The organism is Stenotrophomonas sp. FBCC-B152 (assembly GCF_059134105.1).
On record NZ_CP101442.1, the window covers coordinates 478,979 to 496,549 of the forward strand.

The 17,571-nt window shown below is 65.7% G+C and carries 21 protein-coding genes and 1 tRNA gene; 20 read left to right on the forward strand and 2 right to left on the reverse strand.

Annotated elements, in window-relative coordinates:
- The first annotated feature begins 71 nt into the window (after positions 1-71).
- The 14 genes from NMB40_RS02285 (at position 72) to NMB40_RS02350 (ending at position 11,139) form a co-directional block, all read left to right on the forward strand.
- Positions 72-581: a YceD family protein gene (locus NMB40_RS02285; protein WP_282247301.1), complete on the forward strand. Its 510-nt coding sequence runs from the start codon at positions 72-74 to the stop codon at positions 579-581.
- 109 nt (positions 582-690) lie between these two features.
- Positions 691-888, forward strand: coding sequence for a 50S ribosomal protein L32 (gene rpmF / locus NMB40_RS02290; RefSeq protein ID WP_068849629.1), 198 nt, complete (start codon positions 691-693; stop codon positions 886-888).
- A 66-nt stretch (positions 889-954) separates the two neighbouring features.
- Positions 955-1,932 carry a beta-ketoacyl-ACP synthase III gene (locus tag NMB40_RS02295; RefSeq protein ID WP_282247300.1) on the forward strand — a complete coding sequence of 326 codons (978 nt, stop codon included), beginning with the start codon at positions 955-957 and terminating at the stop codon, positions 1,930-1,932.
- A gap of 63 nt (positions 1,933-1,995) precedes the next feature.
- On the forward strand, positions 1,996-2,778 hold the full coding sequence (locus NMB40_RS02300; RefSeq protein WP_448142107.1) for a BUD32 family EKC/KEOPS complex subunit: 783 nt from the start codon (positions 1,996-1,998) through the stop codon (positions 2,776-2,778).
- A gap of 83 nt (positions 2,779-2,861) precedes the next feature.
- Positions 2,862-3,806: an ACP S-malonyltransferase gene (gene fabD, locus NMB40_RS02305; RefSeq protein ID WP_494360000.1), complete on the forward strand. Its 945-nt coding sequence runs from the start codon at positions 2,862-2,864 to the stop codon at positions 3,804-3,806.
- A 76-nt stretch (positions 3,807-3,882) separates the two neighbouring features.
- Positions 3,883-4,626 (forward strand): 3-oxoacyl-ACP reductase FabG, encoded by a 744-nt coding sequence (fabG, locus tag NMB40_RS02310; RefSeq protein WP_282248191.1) that lies wholly within the window; start codon positions 3,883-3,885, stop codon positions 4,624-4,626.
- A gap of 153 nt (positions 4,627-4,779) precedes the next feature.
- Positions 4,780-5,019, forward strand: a complete 240-nt coding sequence (acpP, locus tag NMB40_RS02315; RefSeq protein WP_068849637.1) for an acyl carrier protein — start codon at positions 4,780-4,782, stop codon at positions 5,017-5,019.
- A 136-nt stretch (positions 5,020-5,155) separates the two neighbouring features.
- Complete coding sequence (gene fabF / locus NMB40_RS02320; RefSeq protein ID WP_068849639.1) at positions 5,156-6,418, forward strand: beta-ketoacyl-ACP synthase II; 1,263 nt, start codon at positions 5,156-5,158, stop codon at positions 6,416-6,418.
- 86 nt (positions 6,419-6,504) lie between these two features.
- Positions 6,505-7,860 (forward strand): aminodeoxychorismate synthase component I, encoded by a 1,356-nt coding sequence (locus NMB40_RS02325; protein ID WP_494360001.1) that lies wholly within the window; start codon positions 6,505-6,507, stop codon positions 7,858-7,860.
- A 110-nt stretch (positions 7,861-7,970) separates the two neighbouring features.
- Positions 7,971-9,035, forward strand: a complete 1,065-nt coding sequence (gene mltG / locus NMB40_RS02330) for an endolytic transglycosylase MltG (protein WP_494360002.1) — start codon at positions 7,971-7,973, stop codon at positions 9,033-9,035.
- Positions 9,032-9,700 carry a dTMP kinase gene (tmk, locus tag NMB40_RS02335; protein WP_494360003.1) on the forward strand — a complete coding sequence of 223 codons (669 nt, stop codon included), beginning with the start codon at positions 9,032-9,034 and terminating at the stop codon, positions 9,698-9,700. Before mltG ends, tmk begins: the two co-directional genes overlap by 4 nt.
- Positions 9,693-10,649, forward strand: a complete 957-nt coding sequence (locus NMB40_RS02340) for a DNA polymerase III subunit delta' (RefSeq protein WP_282246728.1) — start codon at positions 9,693-9,695, stop codon at positions 10,647-10,649. Before tmk ends, NMB40_RS02340 begins: the two co-directional genes overlap by 8 nt.
- Positions 10,646-10,999 carry a PilZ domain-containing protein gene (locus NMB40_RS02345; protein WP_068849648.1) on the forward strand — a complete coding sequence of 118 codons (354 nt, stop codon included), beginning with the start codon at positions 10,646-10,648 and terminating at the stop codon, positions 10,997-10,999. Before NMB40_RS02340 ends, NMB40_RS02345 begins: the two co-directional genes overlap by 4 nt.
- Before the next feature lie 65 nt (positions 11,000-11,064).
- Positions 11,065-11,139: transfer RNA gene (locus NMB40_RS02350), tRNA-Val, on the forward strand.
- Positions 11,140-11,230: 91 nt separating this feature from the next.
- On the opposite strand, the gene NMB40_RS02355 is transcribed toward NMB40_RS02350, so the two are convergent.
- Both NMB40_RS02355 and NMB40_RS02360 read right to left on the reverse strand, forming a co-directional pair.
- A complete protein-coding gene (locus NMB40_RS02355) occupies positions 11,231-12,004 on the reverse strand; it encodes a hypothetical protein (RefSeq protein WP_494360004.1) in 774 nt (257 codons plus the stop codon).
- A gap of 6 nt (positions 12,005-12,010) precedes the next feature.
- Positions 12,011-12,223: a hypothetical protein gene (locus NMB40_RS02360; RefSeq protein WP_494360005.1), complete on the reverse strand. Its 213-nt coding sequence runs from the start codon at positions 12,221-12,223 to the stop codon at positions 12,011-12,013.
- Positions 12,224-12,580: 357 nt separating this feature from the next.
- Between NMB40_RS02360 and NMB40_RS02365 the strand changes: the two genes are divergently transcribed.
- The 6 genes from NMB40_RS02365 to NMB40_RS02390 all read left to right on the forward strand — a co-directional run bounded on the left by NMB40_RS02365 (position 12,581) and on the right by NMB40_RS02390 (position 17,570).
- The gene (locus tag NMB40_RS02365; protein ID WP_494360006.1) at positions 12,581-13,036 is read left to right on the forward strand and encodes a hypothetical protein; all 456 of its coding nucleotides are present in this window, start codon (positions 12,581-12,583) and stop codon (positions 13,034-13,036) included.
- Between the two features lie 372 nt (positions 13,037-13,408).
- Positions 13,409-13,732, forward strand: a complete 324-nt coding sequence (locus tag NMB40_RS02370; RefSeq protein ID WP_494360007.1) for a SymE family type I addiction module toxin — start codon at positions 13,409-13,411, stop codon at positions 13,730-13,732.
- Complete coding sequence (locus NMB40_RS02375; RefSeq protein ID WP_494360008.1) at positions 13,729-14,073, forward strand: hypothetical protein; 345 nt, start codon at positions 13,729-13,731, stop codon at positions 14,071-14,073. Before NMB40_RS02370 ends, NMB40_RS02375 begins: the two co-directional genes overlap by 4 nt.
- Positions 14,066-14,419 (forward strand): hypothetical protein, encoded by a 354-nt coding sequence (locus tag NMB40_RS02380; RefSeq protein ID WP_494360009.1) that lies wholly within the window; start codon positions 14,066-14,068, stop codon positions 14,417-14,419. Before NMB40_RS02375 ends, NMB40_RS02380 begins: the two co-directional genes overlap by 8 nt.
- A gap of 74 nt (positions 14,420-14,493) precedes the next feature.
- On the forward strand, positions 14,494-15,603 hold the full coding sequence (locus NMB40_RS02385; RefSeq protein ID WP_494360010.1) for a hypothetical protein: 1,110 nt from the start codon (positions 14,494-14,496) through the stop codon (positions 15,601-15,603).
- On the forward strand, positions 15,603-17,570 hold the full coding sequence (locus NMB40_RS02390; RefSeq protein WP_494360011.1) for a PEP/pyruvate-binding domain-containing protein: 1,968 nt from the start codon (positions 15,603-15,605) through the stop codon (positions 17,568-17,570). The genes NMB40_RS02385 and NMB40_RS02390 overlap by 1 nt, the downstream gene beginning before the upstream one ends.
- Position 17,571: the final 1 nt, after the last annotated feature.

The window sequence follows — 17,571 nt, forward strand, 5'->3', positions numbered from 1 at the left end:
GCACTCTACCGCACGTTCCCGCATCGGGGTAATTGACAACGGGCGGTGGCGTCCTTAACATTCAGCGGCTTATGTCCGCGAACGTGCCCGAATTGCTGGATGCCTGGCGGATGGTCGCAGCACGAAGGTGCTTCGACGGTCAGGTAGAACTGGCAGAAATGACCCGCCTGCAAGGCCTTGTTGCCGATACCGAGGGAAAGTGCACCTTTGCGCTTGAATTCGGCCACGACGACATCCTGCGGGTATCCTATGTGGATCTGACCATCGATACCGAGCTGCCGCTGATCTGTCAGCGCAGCCTGCAGCGCTTCCTGCTGCCGGTGTCGGTCAAGCAGCGGCTCGGCCTGATCCGCAACGAAGACGAAGAGTCCTCGCTGCCGGAAGAGTACGAGGCGATGCTGGTGCCCGAAGACGGCAGCCTGCGTCCGCTGGATCTGGTCGAGGACGAACTGGTCCTGGCCGTGCCGGTGGTGCCGCTGTCGCCCGAGGGTGAAGCGGTTGACCGGGACTGGGCACCGACCGAAGAAGAACAGAGCAAGGCCAATCCGTTCGCGGCATTGGCGGCGCTGAAGAAACAATAGCAGCCGGATTGTCGTCGGCGGCTGCGGCGAAAGCGAAGACTGTGCTGGGCGCTGGCGTCCTGCGCGACGATACGACGAAGCAAAAACGAACCGAGTTTGGAGCAATCCCATGGCTGTGCAGAAATCCCGTGTTACCCCGTCCCGCCGCGGCCAGCGCCGTTCGCATGACGCCCTGAGCGCCAAGCAGCTGTCCACCGACCCGACCACCGGCGAAGTGCATCTGCGTCACCACATCACTGCTGACGGTTTCTACCGCGGCAAGAAGGTGATCACGACCAAGTCGAACTCGGCCGTCGAAGAAGATTGATCTGTGTGAGGGCCGCTGCCCGGTCGGGCAGCGGCCTTTACCCTTTCTTCCGTTACAGGAAATGCAATGAGCAAGCGGATCTACTCGAGGATCGCGGGCACTGGTAGTTACTTGCCCGAAAAAGTGTTGACCAACCAGGATCTGGAGAAAATGGTCGACACCAGCGATGAGTGGATCCAGACGCGCACCGGTATCCGTGAGCGGCACATCGCCGCCGAAACGGAAACCACCAGCGACCTCGGCTACCACGCCGCGGTACGTGCGCTGGAAGCGGCCGGTATCGACGCTTCCCAGCTCGACATGATCGTGGTGGGTACCACTACCCCCGATCTGATCTTCCCGTCCACCGCGTGCCTGATCCAGGCCAAGCTCGGTGCGAGCGGCTGCCCTGCCTTCGACGTCAACGCCGCCTGTTCGGGCTTCGTGTTCGCGCTGGGCGTGGCCGACAAATTCATTCGTTCCGGTGATGCCCGCCACGTGCTGGTCATCGGTGCGGAAACCCTCACCCGTATCGTCGACTGGAACGACCGCACCACCTGCGTGCTGTTCGGCGATGGCGCGGGCGCGGTGGTGCTCAAGGCCGACGAAGACACCGGCATCCTGAGCACCCACCTGCATTCGGATGGCAGCAAGAAAGAACTGCTGTGGAACCCGGTGGGCGTCTCGGCCGGTTTCGGCGAAGGCGAACAGGCCCGTGGCGCGATCCTGATGAAGGGCAACGACGTGTTCAAGTATGCCGTCAAGGCGCTGGACTCGGTCGTGGACGAAACCCTCGACGCCAACGGCCTGACCAAGGCCGACCTGGACTGGTTGATCCCGCACCAGGCCAACCTGCGCATCATCGAAGCCACCGCCAAGCGGCTGGACATGTCCATGGACCAGGTCGTGGTCACCGTGGACAAGCACGGCAACACCTCCTCCGCGTCGGTGCCGATGGCGCTGGACGTGGCGGTGCGCTCGGGCAAGGTCCAGCGCGGCCAGCTGCTGCTGCTGGAAGCCTTCGGTGGCGGCTTCACCTGGGGTTCGGCGCTGCTGCGTTATTAATACGTTAATCGGTTCACACGAAACGGCCCCGATGGGGCCGTTTTGCATTTCTGGAGGTGTGTCATGGTCGAACCCATCGTCATCGAGGGCCAGCGCGCCTGGCTGAAGCAGTACGGCGAGAGCAGCCGCGCGGTCGCGCTGGGCCTGCTCAATTTCGTGGCCAACCGCTTCCAGCTGGACGCCCTGCGCCCACCGCCGCACCGCGGCGGCGACGCCGCCCGTGAAACCGAAGCGCGGCGCCTGGCCGAACTGCAGGCCCAAGGCGTGAACGTGCCGCACGTGATCGGCAGCGGCCACGCTTCGCTGGTGCTGGGCGACAACGGCAGCTCCTTCAACACCTGCCTGCGCCAGGCCGACGATGCCGGCCGCGACGCGCTGGTGTCGGCCGCCATGCAGGCCATCGTGGCCGCCCACGCCAAGGGCGCCTATTTCGGCCAGCCGCTGCCGCGCAACCTGACCTGGGACGGCCAGGCCATCGGCTTCATCGATTTCGAGGAAGACCCGCTGGAAGTGATGGACCTGGCCCAGGCCCAGGCCCGCGACTGGCTGATGTTCGGCTATGGCGTGGCCAAGTACTACGAACACCGCCCCGAGCAGCTGCAGGCGCTGATGGCCGCGGCCATGGACGGCGAAGACGCCCCGGTGCTGGCGCATGCGCACGCGGTGTCCGGCCGGCTGCAGCGGTTGGCCCGCTACAGCATGAAGATGGGGCGTTCGGCGCGCGCGCTGGCGCACGCCATAGTGATCGTGCACGGGGCCACCACGCTGGGCATGTTGATGTTGGTGGCGATCTGCTTTGATTTCTTCAGCGATGGCGATCTGGACATTCTGCAGCTGTTCGTTTGACCCCCTCAATACGCGCCAGTACAGACGAAGCGCGGTATTCCCCCTTATCATTCGCCGTTCGTTTTTTGCAGGCGGAACTCCGCGTGACCGATTCCAATCTCGCTTTCGTGTTCCCCGGCCAGGGCTCGCAGTCGCTGGGCATGCTTGCTGAACTGGCTGAACTGCACCCGCAGGTGCGTGAAGCGTTCACCGAAGCCTCCGATGGCGCCGGCGTGGACCTGTGGGCGCTGTCGCAGGGTGGCCCGGAAGAGATGCTCAACCGCACCGAGTACACCCAGCCGGCCCTGTTGGCCGCCAGCATCGGCGTGTGGCGCGCATGGCAGGCGGTGGGCGGTGCCCAGCCGGCCGTGCTGGCCGGGCACAGCCTGGGCGAGTACACCGCCCTGGTGGCCGCCGGCGCGCTGACCCTGCGTGACGGTGCCCACCTGGTGCGCCTGCGTGGCCAGTTCATGCAGGAAGCCGCCCCGACCGGCGTGGGCGCCATGGCCGCCGTGCTGGGCGCCGAAGACGCCCTCGTCAAGGAAGTCTGTGAACAGGCCTCCGGCAGCCAGGTGGTGGTGCCCGCCAACTACAACTCGCCCGGCCAGATCGTCATTGGCGGCGATGCCGCCGCCGTCGACCGCGCCCTGGCGCTGCTGGCCGAAAAGGGCGTGCGCAAGGCCGTGAAGCTGGCCGTCAGCGTGCCTTCGCACACCCCGCTCATGCGCGAAGCCGCCAACCGCCTGGCCGAAACCATGGCCGGCCTGGACTGGCGCGTGCCGACCCTGCCGGTGGTGCAGAACGTGGATGCCCGCGTGCACGACGGCATCGATGCCATCCGCACCGCCCTGGTCCAGCAGCTGTACCTGCCGGTGCAGTGGACCGGCTGCGTCGAAGCCCTGGCTGCGCGCGGCGTGACCCGCGTGGCCGAATGCGGCCCCGGCAAGGTGCTCAGTGGATTGATCAAGCGCATCGACAAGAACCTGGATGCGCGCACACTGTCCACGCCCGCCGACTTCGAGACGGCCCGCGAGACCTGGGTCGCCTGATGACTTTCGACCGCGTTCGCCACGTGCCAGCCCCCGGGCCGGTGCTGCGGACCGGTCCCGTTCGAGGAAACTGAGCATGAGCAAGCCCCTTCAGGGTGAAATCGCACTGGTGACCGGCGCCAGCCGTGGCATCGGCGCGGCGATCGCCGATGCACTGGCCGCGCAGGGCGCGACCGTCATCGGTACCGCCACCACCGATTCCGGTGCCGCCGCCATCGGCGAGCGCCTGGCTGCCGCAGGCGGCCACGGCCGCGCGCTGAACGTGACCGACCCGGCCGCGCTCGAGGCCGTGCTGGACGGCATTGCCAAGGAATTCGGTGCCATCACCATCCTGGTCAACAACGCCGGCATTACCCGCGACAACCTGCTGCTGCGCATGAAGGACGAGGACTGGCAGGCCATCCTCGACACCAACCTGACCAGCGTCTACCGCACCTCCAAGGCCGTCATCCGCGGCATGATGAAGGCGCGCAAGGGCCGCATCATCAACATCGCCTCGGTGATCGGCGTGACCGGCAATGCCGGCCAGGCCAATTACGCCGCGGCCAAGGCCGGCATCATCGCCTTCTCCAAGTCGCTGGCCAAGGAAATCGGCTCGCGTGGCATCACCGTCAATGTGGTGGCGCCGGGCTTCATCGATACCGACATGACCAAGGCGTTGCCGGAAGAACAGCGCACCGGCCTGGTCAAGACCATCGCCCTGGAACGCCTGGGCGAGCCTTCCGACATCGCCAATGCGGTGGCGTTCCTGGCCGGTCCCTCGGCCAGCTACATCACCGGCGAAACCCTCCATGTGAACGGCGGCATGTACATGCCGTAAGCATGTGGTGCAGGGACTGCACCGCAAGTGGTTGATCCAAATGGAGTTTTGCAGCCATGCAAGGCCCCTGCGGTTTCCACTACACTATCCCACGGCCATCGCCATTTGATGGCGTCACTTTTTGAACCACTACTCCATCTGGAGCGATATCCAATGAGCACCATCGAAGAACGCGTCAAGAAAATCGTCGTCGAACAGCTTGGCGTCAAGGAAGAAGAAGTTGTCACCACCGCATCGTTCGTCGATGACCTGGGTGCCGACTCGCTGGACACCGTTGAACTGGTGATGGCGCTGGAAGAAGAATTCGAGTGCGAGATCCCGGACGAAGAAGCCGAGAAGATCAGCACCGTCCAGGCTGCGATCGACTACGTCAAGGCTCACGTCAAGGCGTGATGTCGGGCGGCTTGCGCGCGGTAGTGGTGCTTACCGCCACCGCGTGCAGCAAACCCATGGGGCCGCGCTTGCGGCCCTGTGCTTTTGAGCGTTACACCGCGTCAACCCCGCATTACCCGGGTCAGGAGAATCTGCAATGAAGCGTCGCGTCGTCGTTACCGGCATGGGCATGGTCTCGCCGTTGGGCAATGATCTGGCCACCAGTTGGAAGGGCATCACCGAAGGCCGTTCCGGCATCGGCCCGCTGACCAACGTTTCGCAGGCTTACCTGGACCGTTTCACCACCAAGATTGCAGGTGAGGTCAGGGACTTCGACATCACCGCCGACAACGAACAGTTCGGCAAGTTCCGGGTCAGTGGCAAGGATGCCAAGAAGATGGACCCGTTCATCCATTACGGCCTCGGTGCCGCCTTCATGGCCTTGAACGATTCGGGCCTGGAAATCACCGACGGCAATGCCGAACGCATCGGCGCCATCGTTGGCGCGGGCATCGGCGGCCTGCTGGGCATCGAGGAACAGACCATCGAGTTCCACGAGGGCAAGAAGATCTCGCCCTTCTACGTGCCCAAGACCATCATCAACATGCTGCCCGGGCAGCTGAGCATCATCACCGGTTTGAAGGGTCCGTCGTTCTCGGCGGTGTCGGCCTGCGCCACCTCCAACCATTCCATCGGCACCGCCATGCGCATGATCCAGTACGGCGATGCGGACGTGATGGTGGTGGGCGGTGCCGAGCGTGGCTCCTCGCCGACCGCGCTGGGCGGCTTCTGCGCCATGAAGGCCATGAGCACCCGCAACGACGCCCCGGCCGAAGCTTCGCGCCCGTGGGACAAGGAGCGCGACGGCTTCGTGCTCGGCGACGGTGCCGGCATCCTGATCCTGGAAGAGTACGAACACGCCAAGGCACGTGGCGCGCGCATCTACGCTGAGCTTGCCGGTTTCGGCGCCAGCTCCGACGCGTACCACATGACTGCCCCGAGCGAGAACGGCGAAGGCGCCGCCCGCTGCATGACCATGGCCCTCAAGGATGCCGGCGTGACCCCGGACCAGGTGGGCTACCTCAACGCGCACGGCACCTCCACGCCGCTGGGCGACCTGGGCGAAACCATGGCCATGAAGACCGCCTTCGGCGACCACGCCTACAAGATGATGGTCAGCTCCACCAAGTCGATGACCGGCCACCTGCTCGGCGCGGCCGGCGGCGTGGAAGCCATCTTCTCGGTGCTGGCGCTGCGCGACAACATCATTCCGCCCACCATCAACCTGCACGAAGCAGGCGAGGGCTGCGACCTGGATTACGTGCCCAATACCGCACGCGAGGCCAAGGTGGATGTGGTGATGTCCAACGGCTTCGGCTTCGGCGGCACCAACGGCACGCTGGTGTTCAAGCGCGTCTGATCGCGCCTTCCAACGCTACCGCACCGGGCCGCCATCTTGGCGGCCTTGGTGTATCTGGCCCCCGCACTTACTTTGGTTGCCCTGCCATGTTCCAGACCCGCCTGCTGCCCGACACCACCGACCTGCTTGCGCTTCAGCGGCTGGCGCCGGAGCGTTACCCGCTGCTGATGGAATCCACCGCCTCGGGCACCGCGCAGGGCCGCTGGGACCTGCTGCTGATGTGCAGCGGTGAATCGCTGGCGCTGCAGGCCGATGGCGTGGTGCGCGACCACGGCGGTGCCGCGCATGCCGGCAGCTTCCTCGACGTGCTCGACGCGCACTGGCAGTCCCTGCGTTTGCCGCGCGAAGAAACCGGCCTGCCGTTCCGGGGCGGCTGGGCACTGATGCTCGACTACGAACTGGCTGGCCAGATCGAAACCGTGCTCAGCCTGCCGGCGCGCGCCGACGGCCTGCCCAGTGCGCTTGCCCTGCGCTGCCCGGCCGCCGTGCTGCACGACCGCGTGCTGGGCCAGTTCCACGCCGTGTGCGAAACCGACCACGCCGCCCAGCTCGACACCCTGCTGCAGGACCTGGAAGGCACCGCCACGCTGCCCCCGCTGCCACAGTGGCAGCCCCCGGCGCAGATGGAAGAGGACGCGCCCACGCGCTTCACCGACGGCGTAGGCAAGGTCATCGACTACCTGCGTGCCGGTGATGTGTTCCAGGTGAACCTGTCGCGGCGCTGGATCGCGCATTTCGATGAGGCGCTGTCACCGCAGGCGCTGTACGCGCAGCTGCGCGTGGCCAACCCGGCACCGTTCGCCGGCCTGTTCATCGCGCAGGGCAGGGCGGTGGTGAGTTCCTCACCGGAGCGCCTGGTCTCGGTGCATGGCGACGACGTGCAGACCCGCCCGATTGCCGGCACCCGCCCGCGCTTCGCCGGCGACGACGATGCCGAGCGCATCCGCGAACTGGTCGGCCACCCCAAGGAGCGCGCCGAACACGTGATGCTGATCGACCTGGAGCGCAACGACCTGGGCCGCATCTGCACCGCCGGCAGTGTTGAAGTGGACGAGCTGATGAGCGTGGAAAGCTACGCGCACGTGCACCACATCGTGAGCAACGTGCGTGGCCGCCTCCGCCCGGGCGTGAGCCCCGGCCAGGTGATTGCCGCCACCTTCCCCGGCGGCACCATCACCGGCTGCCCCAAGGTGCGTTGCATGCAGATCATCGCCGAGCTGGAACAGACCGCGCGCGGCGCCTATACCGGCGCGTTCGGCTGGCTGAACCGCGACGGCGACCTGGACCTGAACATCCTCATCCGCACTGCCGAAGTGGCCGGTACCCACGCCGCGTTCCGCACCGGCGCCGGCATCGTGGTCGATTCGGACCCCGCCAAGGAACTGGACGAAACCCGCGCCAAGGCCCGCGGCCTGATGCGCGCGCTCGGCCGCCAGGAATGAGCAAGGTATGCTGTAGGGCGAACCCGTAGGGACACGCCATGCGTGTCCGCGCTGAAACGATAAACCCGTAGAGCCACGCCCTGCGTGGCTGCACCACCACCGAGGAATGCATGGCAGGCGTAAAACGAGGTTGTCTAACGGTCCTGACGGTACTGCTGCTAGGCGCACTTCTCTTGGCCGCCGCCGGCGCATGGTTCTGGCACAGCCAGAGCGGCTTCGCCGACACCGCCATCAGCCCCGACCAGCCCAGCGTGGTCATCGCCCCGGGCGATGGCCTGCAGACCGTCGTGCGCAAACTGCGCGATGCCGGCGTGGATGAAGGCAACGACACCCAGTGGCAGCTGCTCGCGCGCCAGCTGGACGCTGCCGGCAAGCTCAAGGTCGGCGAATACGCGCTGGACGCCAAGCTCACCCCGCGCGAACTGCTCACCCGCATGCGCCAGGGCCGCACCCTGCAGCACCGCGTCACCATCGTCGAAGGCTGGAACATCCGCCAGCTGCGTGCCGCGCTCAAGCGCGCCGATCCGCTGATCCACAAGACCGACGAGCTGGACGATGCCGCGCTGATGAAGGCGCTCGGCTTCCCCGGCCAGCACCCGGAAGGCCGCTTCCTGCCCGAGACCTACGTCTACCAGCGCGGCGATACCGACCTGGACGTGCTCAAGCGCGCCCACGCCGCCATGGAAAAGGAACTGGCCGCCGCCTGGGAAAGCCGCGCCGACGACCTGCCGCTGAATTCCCCGTATGAGCTGCTGATCCTTGCTTCCATCATCGAAAAAGAAACCGCGCTGCCCAGCGAGCGCCCGCAGATTGCCGGCGTGTTCATGCGCCGCCTGGAGATGGGCATGCGCCTGCAGACCGACCCCACCGTGATCTACGGCATCGGCAGCAGCTACGACGGCAACATCCGCAAGCGCGACCTCACCACCGATACGCCGTACAACACCTACACCCGCGCCGGGCTCACCCCCACGCCGATCGCCATGCCGGGCCGCGATGCCCTGCAGGCTGCCGCACGCCCAGCCGCCGGCGATGCGCTGTACTTCGTGGCCGTGGGTGATGGCAGCGGGGCGCACGTGTTCTCGGCCAACTACACCGATCACAATGCCGCCGTGGCGCGTTACCTGCAGGAGCTGCGCCAGCAGCGCGCCCAGCCACAGGCGGCCCCGCAATGAGCCCCGCACTGCGCCGCCACCCGCGGTTCGTCAGCCTGGAAGGCGGCGAGGGCGCCGGCAAGACCACCGCCCTCAACGCCATCCGCGCCGCCCTGCAGGCGCAGGGCCACGAAGTGGTGCTGACCCGCGAACCCGGCGGCACCCCGCTGGCCGAACGCATCCGCGCGCTGGTGCTGACCCCGGATGCGGAGATCGCCGCCGAACCGCTCAGCGCCGAAGCTGAGCTGCTGCTGGTATTCGCCGCGCGTGCCCAGCACGTGCGCCAGGTGATCGAACCGGCCCTGCGCCGGGGCTGCTACGTGCTCAGCGACCGCTTCACCGATTCCAGCTACGCCTACCAGGGTGGCGGCCGTGGCCTGGAGCCGGTCTGGATCGCCGAGCTCGAACGCCGCGCCGTGGGCCTGCTGCCCGGCCTGACCCTGCTGCTGGATGTGGACGTGGCCGTGGGCCGCGCCCGCGCCAACGGCCGCGACCTGTGGCCGGACCGCATCGAAAGCGAGCAGGACGATTTCTTCCAGCGCGTGCGCGCGGTGTTCCGCGAGCGCGCCAGCCAGGACCCCACGCGGTTCCGCCTGATCGACGCCAGCCAGGACCAGGCCGGCGTAGCCGCCCAGGTCGTGGATGCCATCAACGCATACCTCACCAAGGAGGGCGGCAATGGCTGAGTTTTCCCCCTGGCAGCAGCGCGCCTATGACCAGACCATCGCCGCGCTCGACGCTGGCCGGCTCGGCCATGGCCTGCTGATCTGCGGCCCGGCCGGGCTGGGCAAGCGCGAGGTGGCGCTGCGCATGGCCACCCACGTGCTGACCCGGGGCGAGCCGGCCGCGGCCCAGCGCGCCACCCAGCTGATCGCCGCCGGCACCCACCCGGACCTGCAGCTGGTCTCGTTCATTCCGAACAAATCCGGCGACAAGCTGCGCACCGAGATCGTCATCGAGCAGGTGCGCGAGATCTCCCAGAAGCTTTCGCTCACCCCGCAGTACGGCATCGCCCAGGTGGTGGTGGTGGACCCGGCCGATGCCATCAACCGCGCCGCCTGCAACGCCCTGCTCAAGACCCTGGAAGAGCCGCAGCCCGGCCGCTACCTGTGGCTGATCAGCAGCGACCCTGCGCGCCTGCCGGCCACCGTACGCAGCCGCTGCCAGCGCCTGGAATTCAAACTGCCGCCGCGCGAGGAAAGCCTGGCCTGGCTGCAGGCCCAGGGCCACAGCGAAGCCAGCGCCCGCGAAGCGCTGGATGCCGCCCGTGGCCACCCCGGGCTGGCCGACGACTGGCTGCGCAACGACGGCCTGGCCCTGCGCCGGCAGGTCGCCAGCGACCTGGAAGCGCTGGTGGCCGGGCGCTCGGGCGCGGTGGAACTGGCCCAGCGCTGGACCGCCGATGACCATGCCGCGCTGCGCCTGCGCCACGCCGCCGACCTGGCGCTGGCCCAGGCCACCGGCGGCGGCTTGACCGATCCCGAGCGATTGCACAAGCTGGGGGCCTGGTTCGACGCCGCCAACCGTACCCGCGATCTGTTGCGCACCACCGTGCGCGCCGACCTGGCGGTGGTGGAATTGTTGTTGGCCTGGAACAAGGTCAACGAGCGGCACGCAAAGGGGAATAGAGCATGAGCGCCACCAACGCCCGCCAGGGCATCCTGTCGCTGGCCGTCAAGGACAAAGCGTCGCTGTACAGCGCGTACATGCCGTTCGTGAAGAACGGCGGCATCTTCGTGCCCACGCCCAAGCGCTACTTCCTGGGCGATGAGGTGTTCCTGCTGCTCACCCTGCCGGACTCCAGCGAGCGCCTGCCGGTGGCCGGCAAGGTGGTCTGGGTGACCCCGGCCGGCGCCCAGGGCAACCGCGCGGCGGGCATCGGCGTGCAGCTGGCCGACGGCCAGGAAGGCGAGAACGTGCGCAACAAGATCGAGACCGCGCTGGCCGGCACCCTGAACTCGGACAAGCCCACGCACACGATGTGAAGAAATTTGCGCAAACCCGTTGACGCGAAATTTTGCCGCCCTATAATGAGCCGCTCAGCAGCATCGGGCGGTTAGCTCAGCGGTAGAGCATTGCCTTCACACGGCAAGGGTCACAAGTTCGAACCTTGTACCGCCCACCACATAGAACCCTGATTTTTAAGGGTTAACGTCAAAGCCGGCCTTGGGCCGGCTTTTTCGTGTGTGTCTGTTAAGTGCATCCAAGTTCGCGTCCTAAGGTTCTGCGGCCACCGGCGAACGTTCTTCGTAGAAATAGTCGAGATTCACGGTCTTTGAGTCCTTCAACTGCAAGACGAGTGTCTCGCCCGGGATTTCGATCCACCCGCCATCAAGTTCCTTACTGGATTGATTTTCTTGGGGGCCTTGTTCAGGACAGGTGTCGCTCGCCGATTTCTTCTTTCGTAGGGGCAGCGGTTTCTTGATTGCATATGGCAGAACTACCCGCTCAAGGTTGCCGTCCTTTCCAACGCTGTACTCCTGCACAGGCCCGGCGAACAGATAGCACATGCCGTCCAGTTGAACTTCCGTGGTAAGCCACACGAAAGATACTTCTTGCGGCTTGAGAAGTTCAGCCCAGCTGGCGCGGGGTCGCAGCCTGATCAGACGGTTGGCCATAATGCCTGCGGCCCAAGCTATCGTCGTTGTTGTCAGGAAATAGGCCGAGATTCTCAAGGGGAACTCGGTCAAGCTCTGAACTCCGGCCATCCCCCAGGCGCTTTTGAGATCGCCAGAAAGAAGTGCGAGAACCGGACCGATATCTGGCTCAGGCAAGCCGCGCGCACGGGTGTAGCCCGCAGCCAGGGAAAAGCCAATTCCGTGGAGTACAACATTGGCCGCTACGGCCAATGCAAGGCCGGCGCTGAAATGCTGCTCAATGGGGCTGCCAGGAGCCGACGGGTTGTAAAGCCTTGTCAGGCCCAGAACGAAGGCGGCTCCCGGCAGGAAAATGCAGAGCCCAACCAGCACGGAAAGGCTGAAGGACCCCACGTCCCTTTACTTCTTCTTGGGAGCCTGGGAAAGGGCGCTGCCAGCTGCATGGCCGCCCTTTGTCGTTGTGTACGAACGCCCGCTGACAACAAAGGAGTCGGTTCCGGATGCGGAGCGGGCGGCAAGAACCTTGGTGGCCAAGGTGCGCGCGGTTCCCCTGTCAGCGAACGCTTCCTTCGCTGCTTCGCTGAATGTGGCTTTTCCGCTCAGGCTTTTCATTGGCTGGTCTCCGTGACGAACCTACTGTAGCGCCTATTCCAAGCTGGGGCCCGCAGGAGGTCAAGTCATCGCTCGCGCGTCCCAAGTGGAAGGTGGCGAGAGTACCGCCAGGATGCACTGATCGTGCGATTCAACTGCTTTCTGAAGCGCGAATTTTTTCAGAATCGGCTGTCGGATCTAGCCCAGGCACGTCAGATGGCGGCCGAGACGATCCTTGGCTGACCGACGGGGGCCCAATCATCGCGACAGCTCGGTAGGCCTTATCAATGAGTCTTGGAAGAAGCGAAAGAACAATCAATTTCTCTTCTGGCTCGTCATCCGGCAGCGTGTTCCTACCATCGCGCGATAGGGCACATCATGAGCAGCCTGACTGGTTCGGAAGATGCTTACAGCACTCTGGTTGAAAGGGGCGAAGAGGGGTGGATCTACGGTCTTGTGGCGTTTGCCATCTTCGAAGAGCAGCGGATTGAGTGGATGCGTCACATCGAGTCAAGGTCCGGTTGCCTTCCCGATAGTGATCAGATTCGGGAATGGTACGAGCAGCAGCCAATTTCAGCGCTGATCCGCGCGCGGGAGACTGCGAAGGTCATGTTGAGTAAGCATGTTCAGGCGGCCCGCAAGATGCCCGGTGACGACTCCAAAGGCATGAAGGCAAGTTTCGCAGGTAGCTTGGATTCCCGTCAGCATCGATCAGGCGAGATGGACCCTTCGCCGGCGATGTCTGCTGCATCTCGAATTCTTCGGGATCCATCCAAAAGCAAGGCGGCCATGATTGCAGCGGAGCTTGCCCTGGGTCCGCGCCCGAAGCGGTAGATTCCGACACGCTTCGGGCGGCGCGCTCGAAGTTTTTACGCGTGCCTGAAGTGTGGATCACTCGTTGAAGTGTGAACTGCATTCGCAGATTGATAAGCAAGTGTGGTCGCTTGCGTCATCACTTAGGTTTCGTCAACCAGGATCGCCAGATCAAGAGATACAAACGATTTCCCAGCGTCCGCATCATCCTGCATGGTGTTGTACAGAGCCTAGAAACTCTTAAAGCCACACAATGTTGGACGTGCTTTGTCGGGAGGGCGGCTAATACAAGACCCTCGTGGAAATACGCCCGCCGTTCTGTGTGGCTTACGGTTTCTAGCCTCCCGACGCTCTTGTCACTCCGACGAGAGCCACACGTGCCGGAGGTCCAACATGTTTAGATGGCTGGCTAGTACGCCCTGCGAAGACGAACTTCGCCCCAAGCGCAAAGCCTTTTCCCGCCCGCCACGCACCTACAGGATGTGTGGGCATTGGTACGAATTACCTGGCGGGATAGGGCGCTACGAACGTGTTCCCTGTCTCAAGCTGACTGGCCGCTGGTTGCGGGATGTCGGCTTCGAGATCGGTGCCAGGGTGGCCGTTGAGGTGAAGGATGGCTCCATCACGCTCACGGTGATCGAAATGCCACCGCCGGTGGCTCCGAAGGTTCCCCACAAGGTGCAGCAGGAGTTGGCCCAGCTTGGGAGGTTGTCATGAGCAGGCGCGTACTCATGCGGGCGAAGATGGATGACAGCCTGCGCGCCAACTTCCAGGCTGCGGCGGCGCGCAATTTCCTGCCGGCAGCCACGGTGCTGCGGCAGCTGATGCAGGCTTACGTGGTGGTGCAGGGCGCGCCTGCCGACTCCGTGGCAAGGCGGCCTGGCAACGCCGTTCCGGTTGCTGCCGAGGCGGTGGCGAGGCTGACGCGGCCGCTGCACATGCAGGGCGACGACCGCGATGCTGACGTGCTGTTCCAGCGGCAGTGCTGCTGGAAGAACAGCGAATTCGGGAATGGAACGATCAGTAGCAAAGGGACCAGGGAGCGCACCCATGACTGACGACATGAGCAACTCAAAGTACGTGCAGGCCTCGCGTAGGGAAGCGGTGAGGGTCTGCTCCGGCATTCTGGAGGGGAGAGTGGATGTATTGAACGGTTGTCACCACCTTTCGGCGCTGCAATTTGAGGTGGGCGTCGATGACTGGGATCCTGACTTCAAGGTGTTTGTCGGGATCTCAGCCGAGTGTGTTGTCCCGCCTGGCCAGCCGGCTCGCAGGTACTGGTCAGCAAAAGAGGTCGAACGCTTCGAGCCGGACATCAATGATCCTGTCGGCTGGGCAATGGCCCTGGTAGGGGCGCCCTGCAGGTCGGTGGTGAAGCGCTTCAGCGCAGATATGGGCCGCTGAGCCACTGATGGGGGCTGCGCACGGCGGCCCCGGCTGGCCGTAGAATCCGGTTTCCAACGGTGAAGGATCACGGCATGAAGCTCAGGGGCGTGGGACGCGGCAGGGTGTGCATCGCGGTGGCGGGGCTGGTGCTGCTGGCCGGGTGCACCGAGATGAATCTGTCCGAGCCGGGCGTGAAAGCGCCTGACGAAGCGGCTGCGCCCCAGGCGCACGCCGAGGTGGCGGAGCCGCCAAAGGCCGCTCCGGCAGCCGTTGTGGCCCAGCCGGGCAACGAGGCCACCAAACCCTTCGCTTTCGACGCCCCGGCCACGGCCGACACTCCACCTGCTGCATGCCGGTTCGATGGCCTTAGCCTGCCGGCCAACACCAAGGTGTTTGCTGCCGGGGCGTACTCCGGCAAGGAGAGCGACTTCCAGATCGACCAGAGCGGCCACCCGGCGACCACCATCCAGGTGGCGGTGCATGAGCCCGACGCGCCGGTGGCGTTGCTGCTGGGCGCCTACGAGCCCACCGTGTGGACCGTTGGCTGGACCCGCGGCACCCGTATCGCCGCCGTGCTGGTCACCGGTTACCACCGGCAGCAGCTGACCGGCCTGCCGGCGGGCGTGCCGGTGCTGGTGAGTACCTATGACAACCGTGGCCCGTGCGGGTATGCCTACGTGAGCGAAGAGGGCGCGGCCAAGCTCAATCCGATGGCGCGCGAAGCCTTCGGCCGCCCGGTGGAAGTGGCCTACGTGGCGCGCGATGGTCGCGCGGTGGTCGGCAAGCTGCCGCCGGGTGCAGCGCTGGTGACCGATGCTGCTGCCGCGCCGGTGGAGGCGTTCCGGCTGAAGGATGCGCCGCTCGCGGGCCAGGCCGGACTCGACGCCGCGATGCGCGATGGCACCCTGCGCGCTTCCGCGCCCGCCGACGTGCGTGCCTGGAATGCGGCGCGCCAGCGCAGCGAGGGCGCGCCGGATATTCCACGCATTGAAGGTGGCAGCGCTTCGCGCGGCACAGAAGTGCCGTATCGCAGCTACACCGTGCTCAAGGCCTTCGCGATTCCCGCCGGCCTGCACGGTGCGCACTCGGCCACGTTCTTCGTCGCTGCGGGTGTGCCGGCACCCACCGGTGACCCTGGCCATTCGCAGGTGCGTTTCATCGAAAGCGGCAGCTGCATGGGTCCGACCTGCGGGATGCGCTGATGACATTGCAGAAGCGTGTGATGGCGTGGGGGGTGACGCTCGCGCTGGTGCTGGGTGCTGTCGCGCCTGTGGGGGCGCAGACAGCACGCAAGCCATCCCCCTACGAGTACCGCCCGGGCAATGACGTCGCTGCGCAGCCAGCGGTGGGGCCGGACTACCTGTCGCGGATCGATGGCCGTGAGCAGTTCATGCAGCTTGCCCGCGTCTACAACGCCGGCACCGCGCTGGAAATGCCGCACCTGATCTTCGTGATCGACCGGCAGAATGGGGCGCGCGTGTACTACATCAATACGCCGCGCTTCGAGCTGCACGAGAACTTCGTGCGCCGGCAGGGGCTGGTGCGTTCGCTGGACAAGGCCACGCTCAATGCGCAGTACCGTGATCCACAACGGCGCTTCCTGTTCGGTACCGTGAGCTGGCAGAAGGACCTGCCGGGGTACACGTACGAGTTCTGGGAGGGCGACAAGCTCACCGCCGCGCTGCTGCGGCAGACCGACGAGGTGGTACGCGCATCGTTCCGTGATCCGATCCGCTTCAAGACCAACTCCACCCAGCATGAGCAGCTGGCCAGCGGCATGAAGCTGCCGTTTGTCAGCCAAGAGGCCTTGTTGCGTGAGCAGCGTTTCCTGCCGTTGAACACCGGCAAGGCCGAAGGACGGCTGCGCATCGTACGCACCGAGGCGCAGCTGCGCACGTTGTCGCCGCGCGATATTCCGGTGCTGGACGAGGTGCCGATCGCGCTGGCCCCGGTGGCCGGGCTGGTCACCCAGCGGCCGTCCACGCTGTTGTCGCATGTGAACCTGCTGGCGAAGGGGTGGGGTATTCCCAACGTGTACGTGCGCGACGCCCAGAACGCGCTGCGCCAATACGATGGCCGCTGGGTGGCGCTGGAGGTCAGCAACAACGATTACCGGGTCACGCCGCTGGCGCGTCCGGCACGCACGCCGACTGCAGCGCCTGTTCGCGCCACGGTGCGCAACCTGCCGCGCCCGGATCTGGCGGTGGTCGCGCTTAAGCCGCTGGCGGTGCTGCGTGCACGCAACAGCAGCCACTGCGGGGTGAAGGCGGCCAACCTGGGCACGCTGAGGGCGGCGCTGCCACCGCTGGCGCGCGTGCCCGATGGCTTCTGCATTCCCTTCGCGCATTACCAGGCCGCCATGCAACGGCTGGACATTCCCCAGCGCTTGCAGGCGCTGCAGCGCCGCCCCGGATTCAACACCGACCCGAACGTCCGCCGCGAGGCGTTGGCCGCGCTGCGTGCGGAGATCACCGACGCCGCGCCGGACCCTGCCTTCATCCGCATGCTGGATGCGCAGTGGCAGGGCCAGTTGAAGGCCGGCGGGGTGTTCGTGCGCAGCTCGTCCAACTCGGAGGACCTGCCGGGCTTCAGCGGGGCAGGGCTGTACACCACGGTGCCCAACGTGACCCGCGCCGATGCCGTGGCCAAGGCCGTACAGACAGTGTGGGCCTCGGTCTACAACTTCGAGGCCTACGAAGCGCGCACCGCCGCAGGACTGCAGCAGGACGCGGTCGCCATGGCGGTGCTGGTGCAGCTGGCGGCACCCTCGGACAGTTCCGGGGTGATGATCACCCGCGATCCGTTTGATCGCGCCCACCAGCACACCACCTACATTTCGGCCAAGCGCGGGCTGGGCATCCGTGTGGTCGAGGGCAAGCGCCAGGCCGAACAGGTGATGTATTCGGACTGGTCCAAGGCGGTGCAGGTGCTGAGCCGGTCGGCCGAAGATACCCAGCTGGTGGCCAAGGCCGGCGGCGGCGTGCGCGAAGTGCCCATCACCGGCTCACGCCAGGTGCTTACCGATGCGCTGATCGCGCGCCTGGCCAAGGTGGGCAAGGCCACCAAGCAGGCATTGGGCGGGGTAGACCAGGATATCGAGTGGGCCGTGGTGGGCGATGAGATCGTGATGCTGCAGTCGCGGCCGTATGTGGATGGCGGCGCGCGGTAGC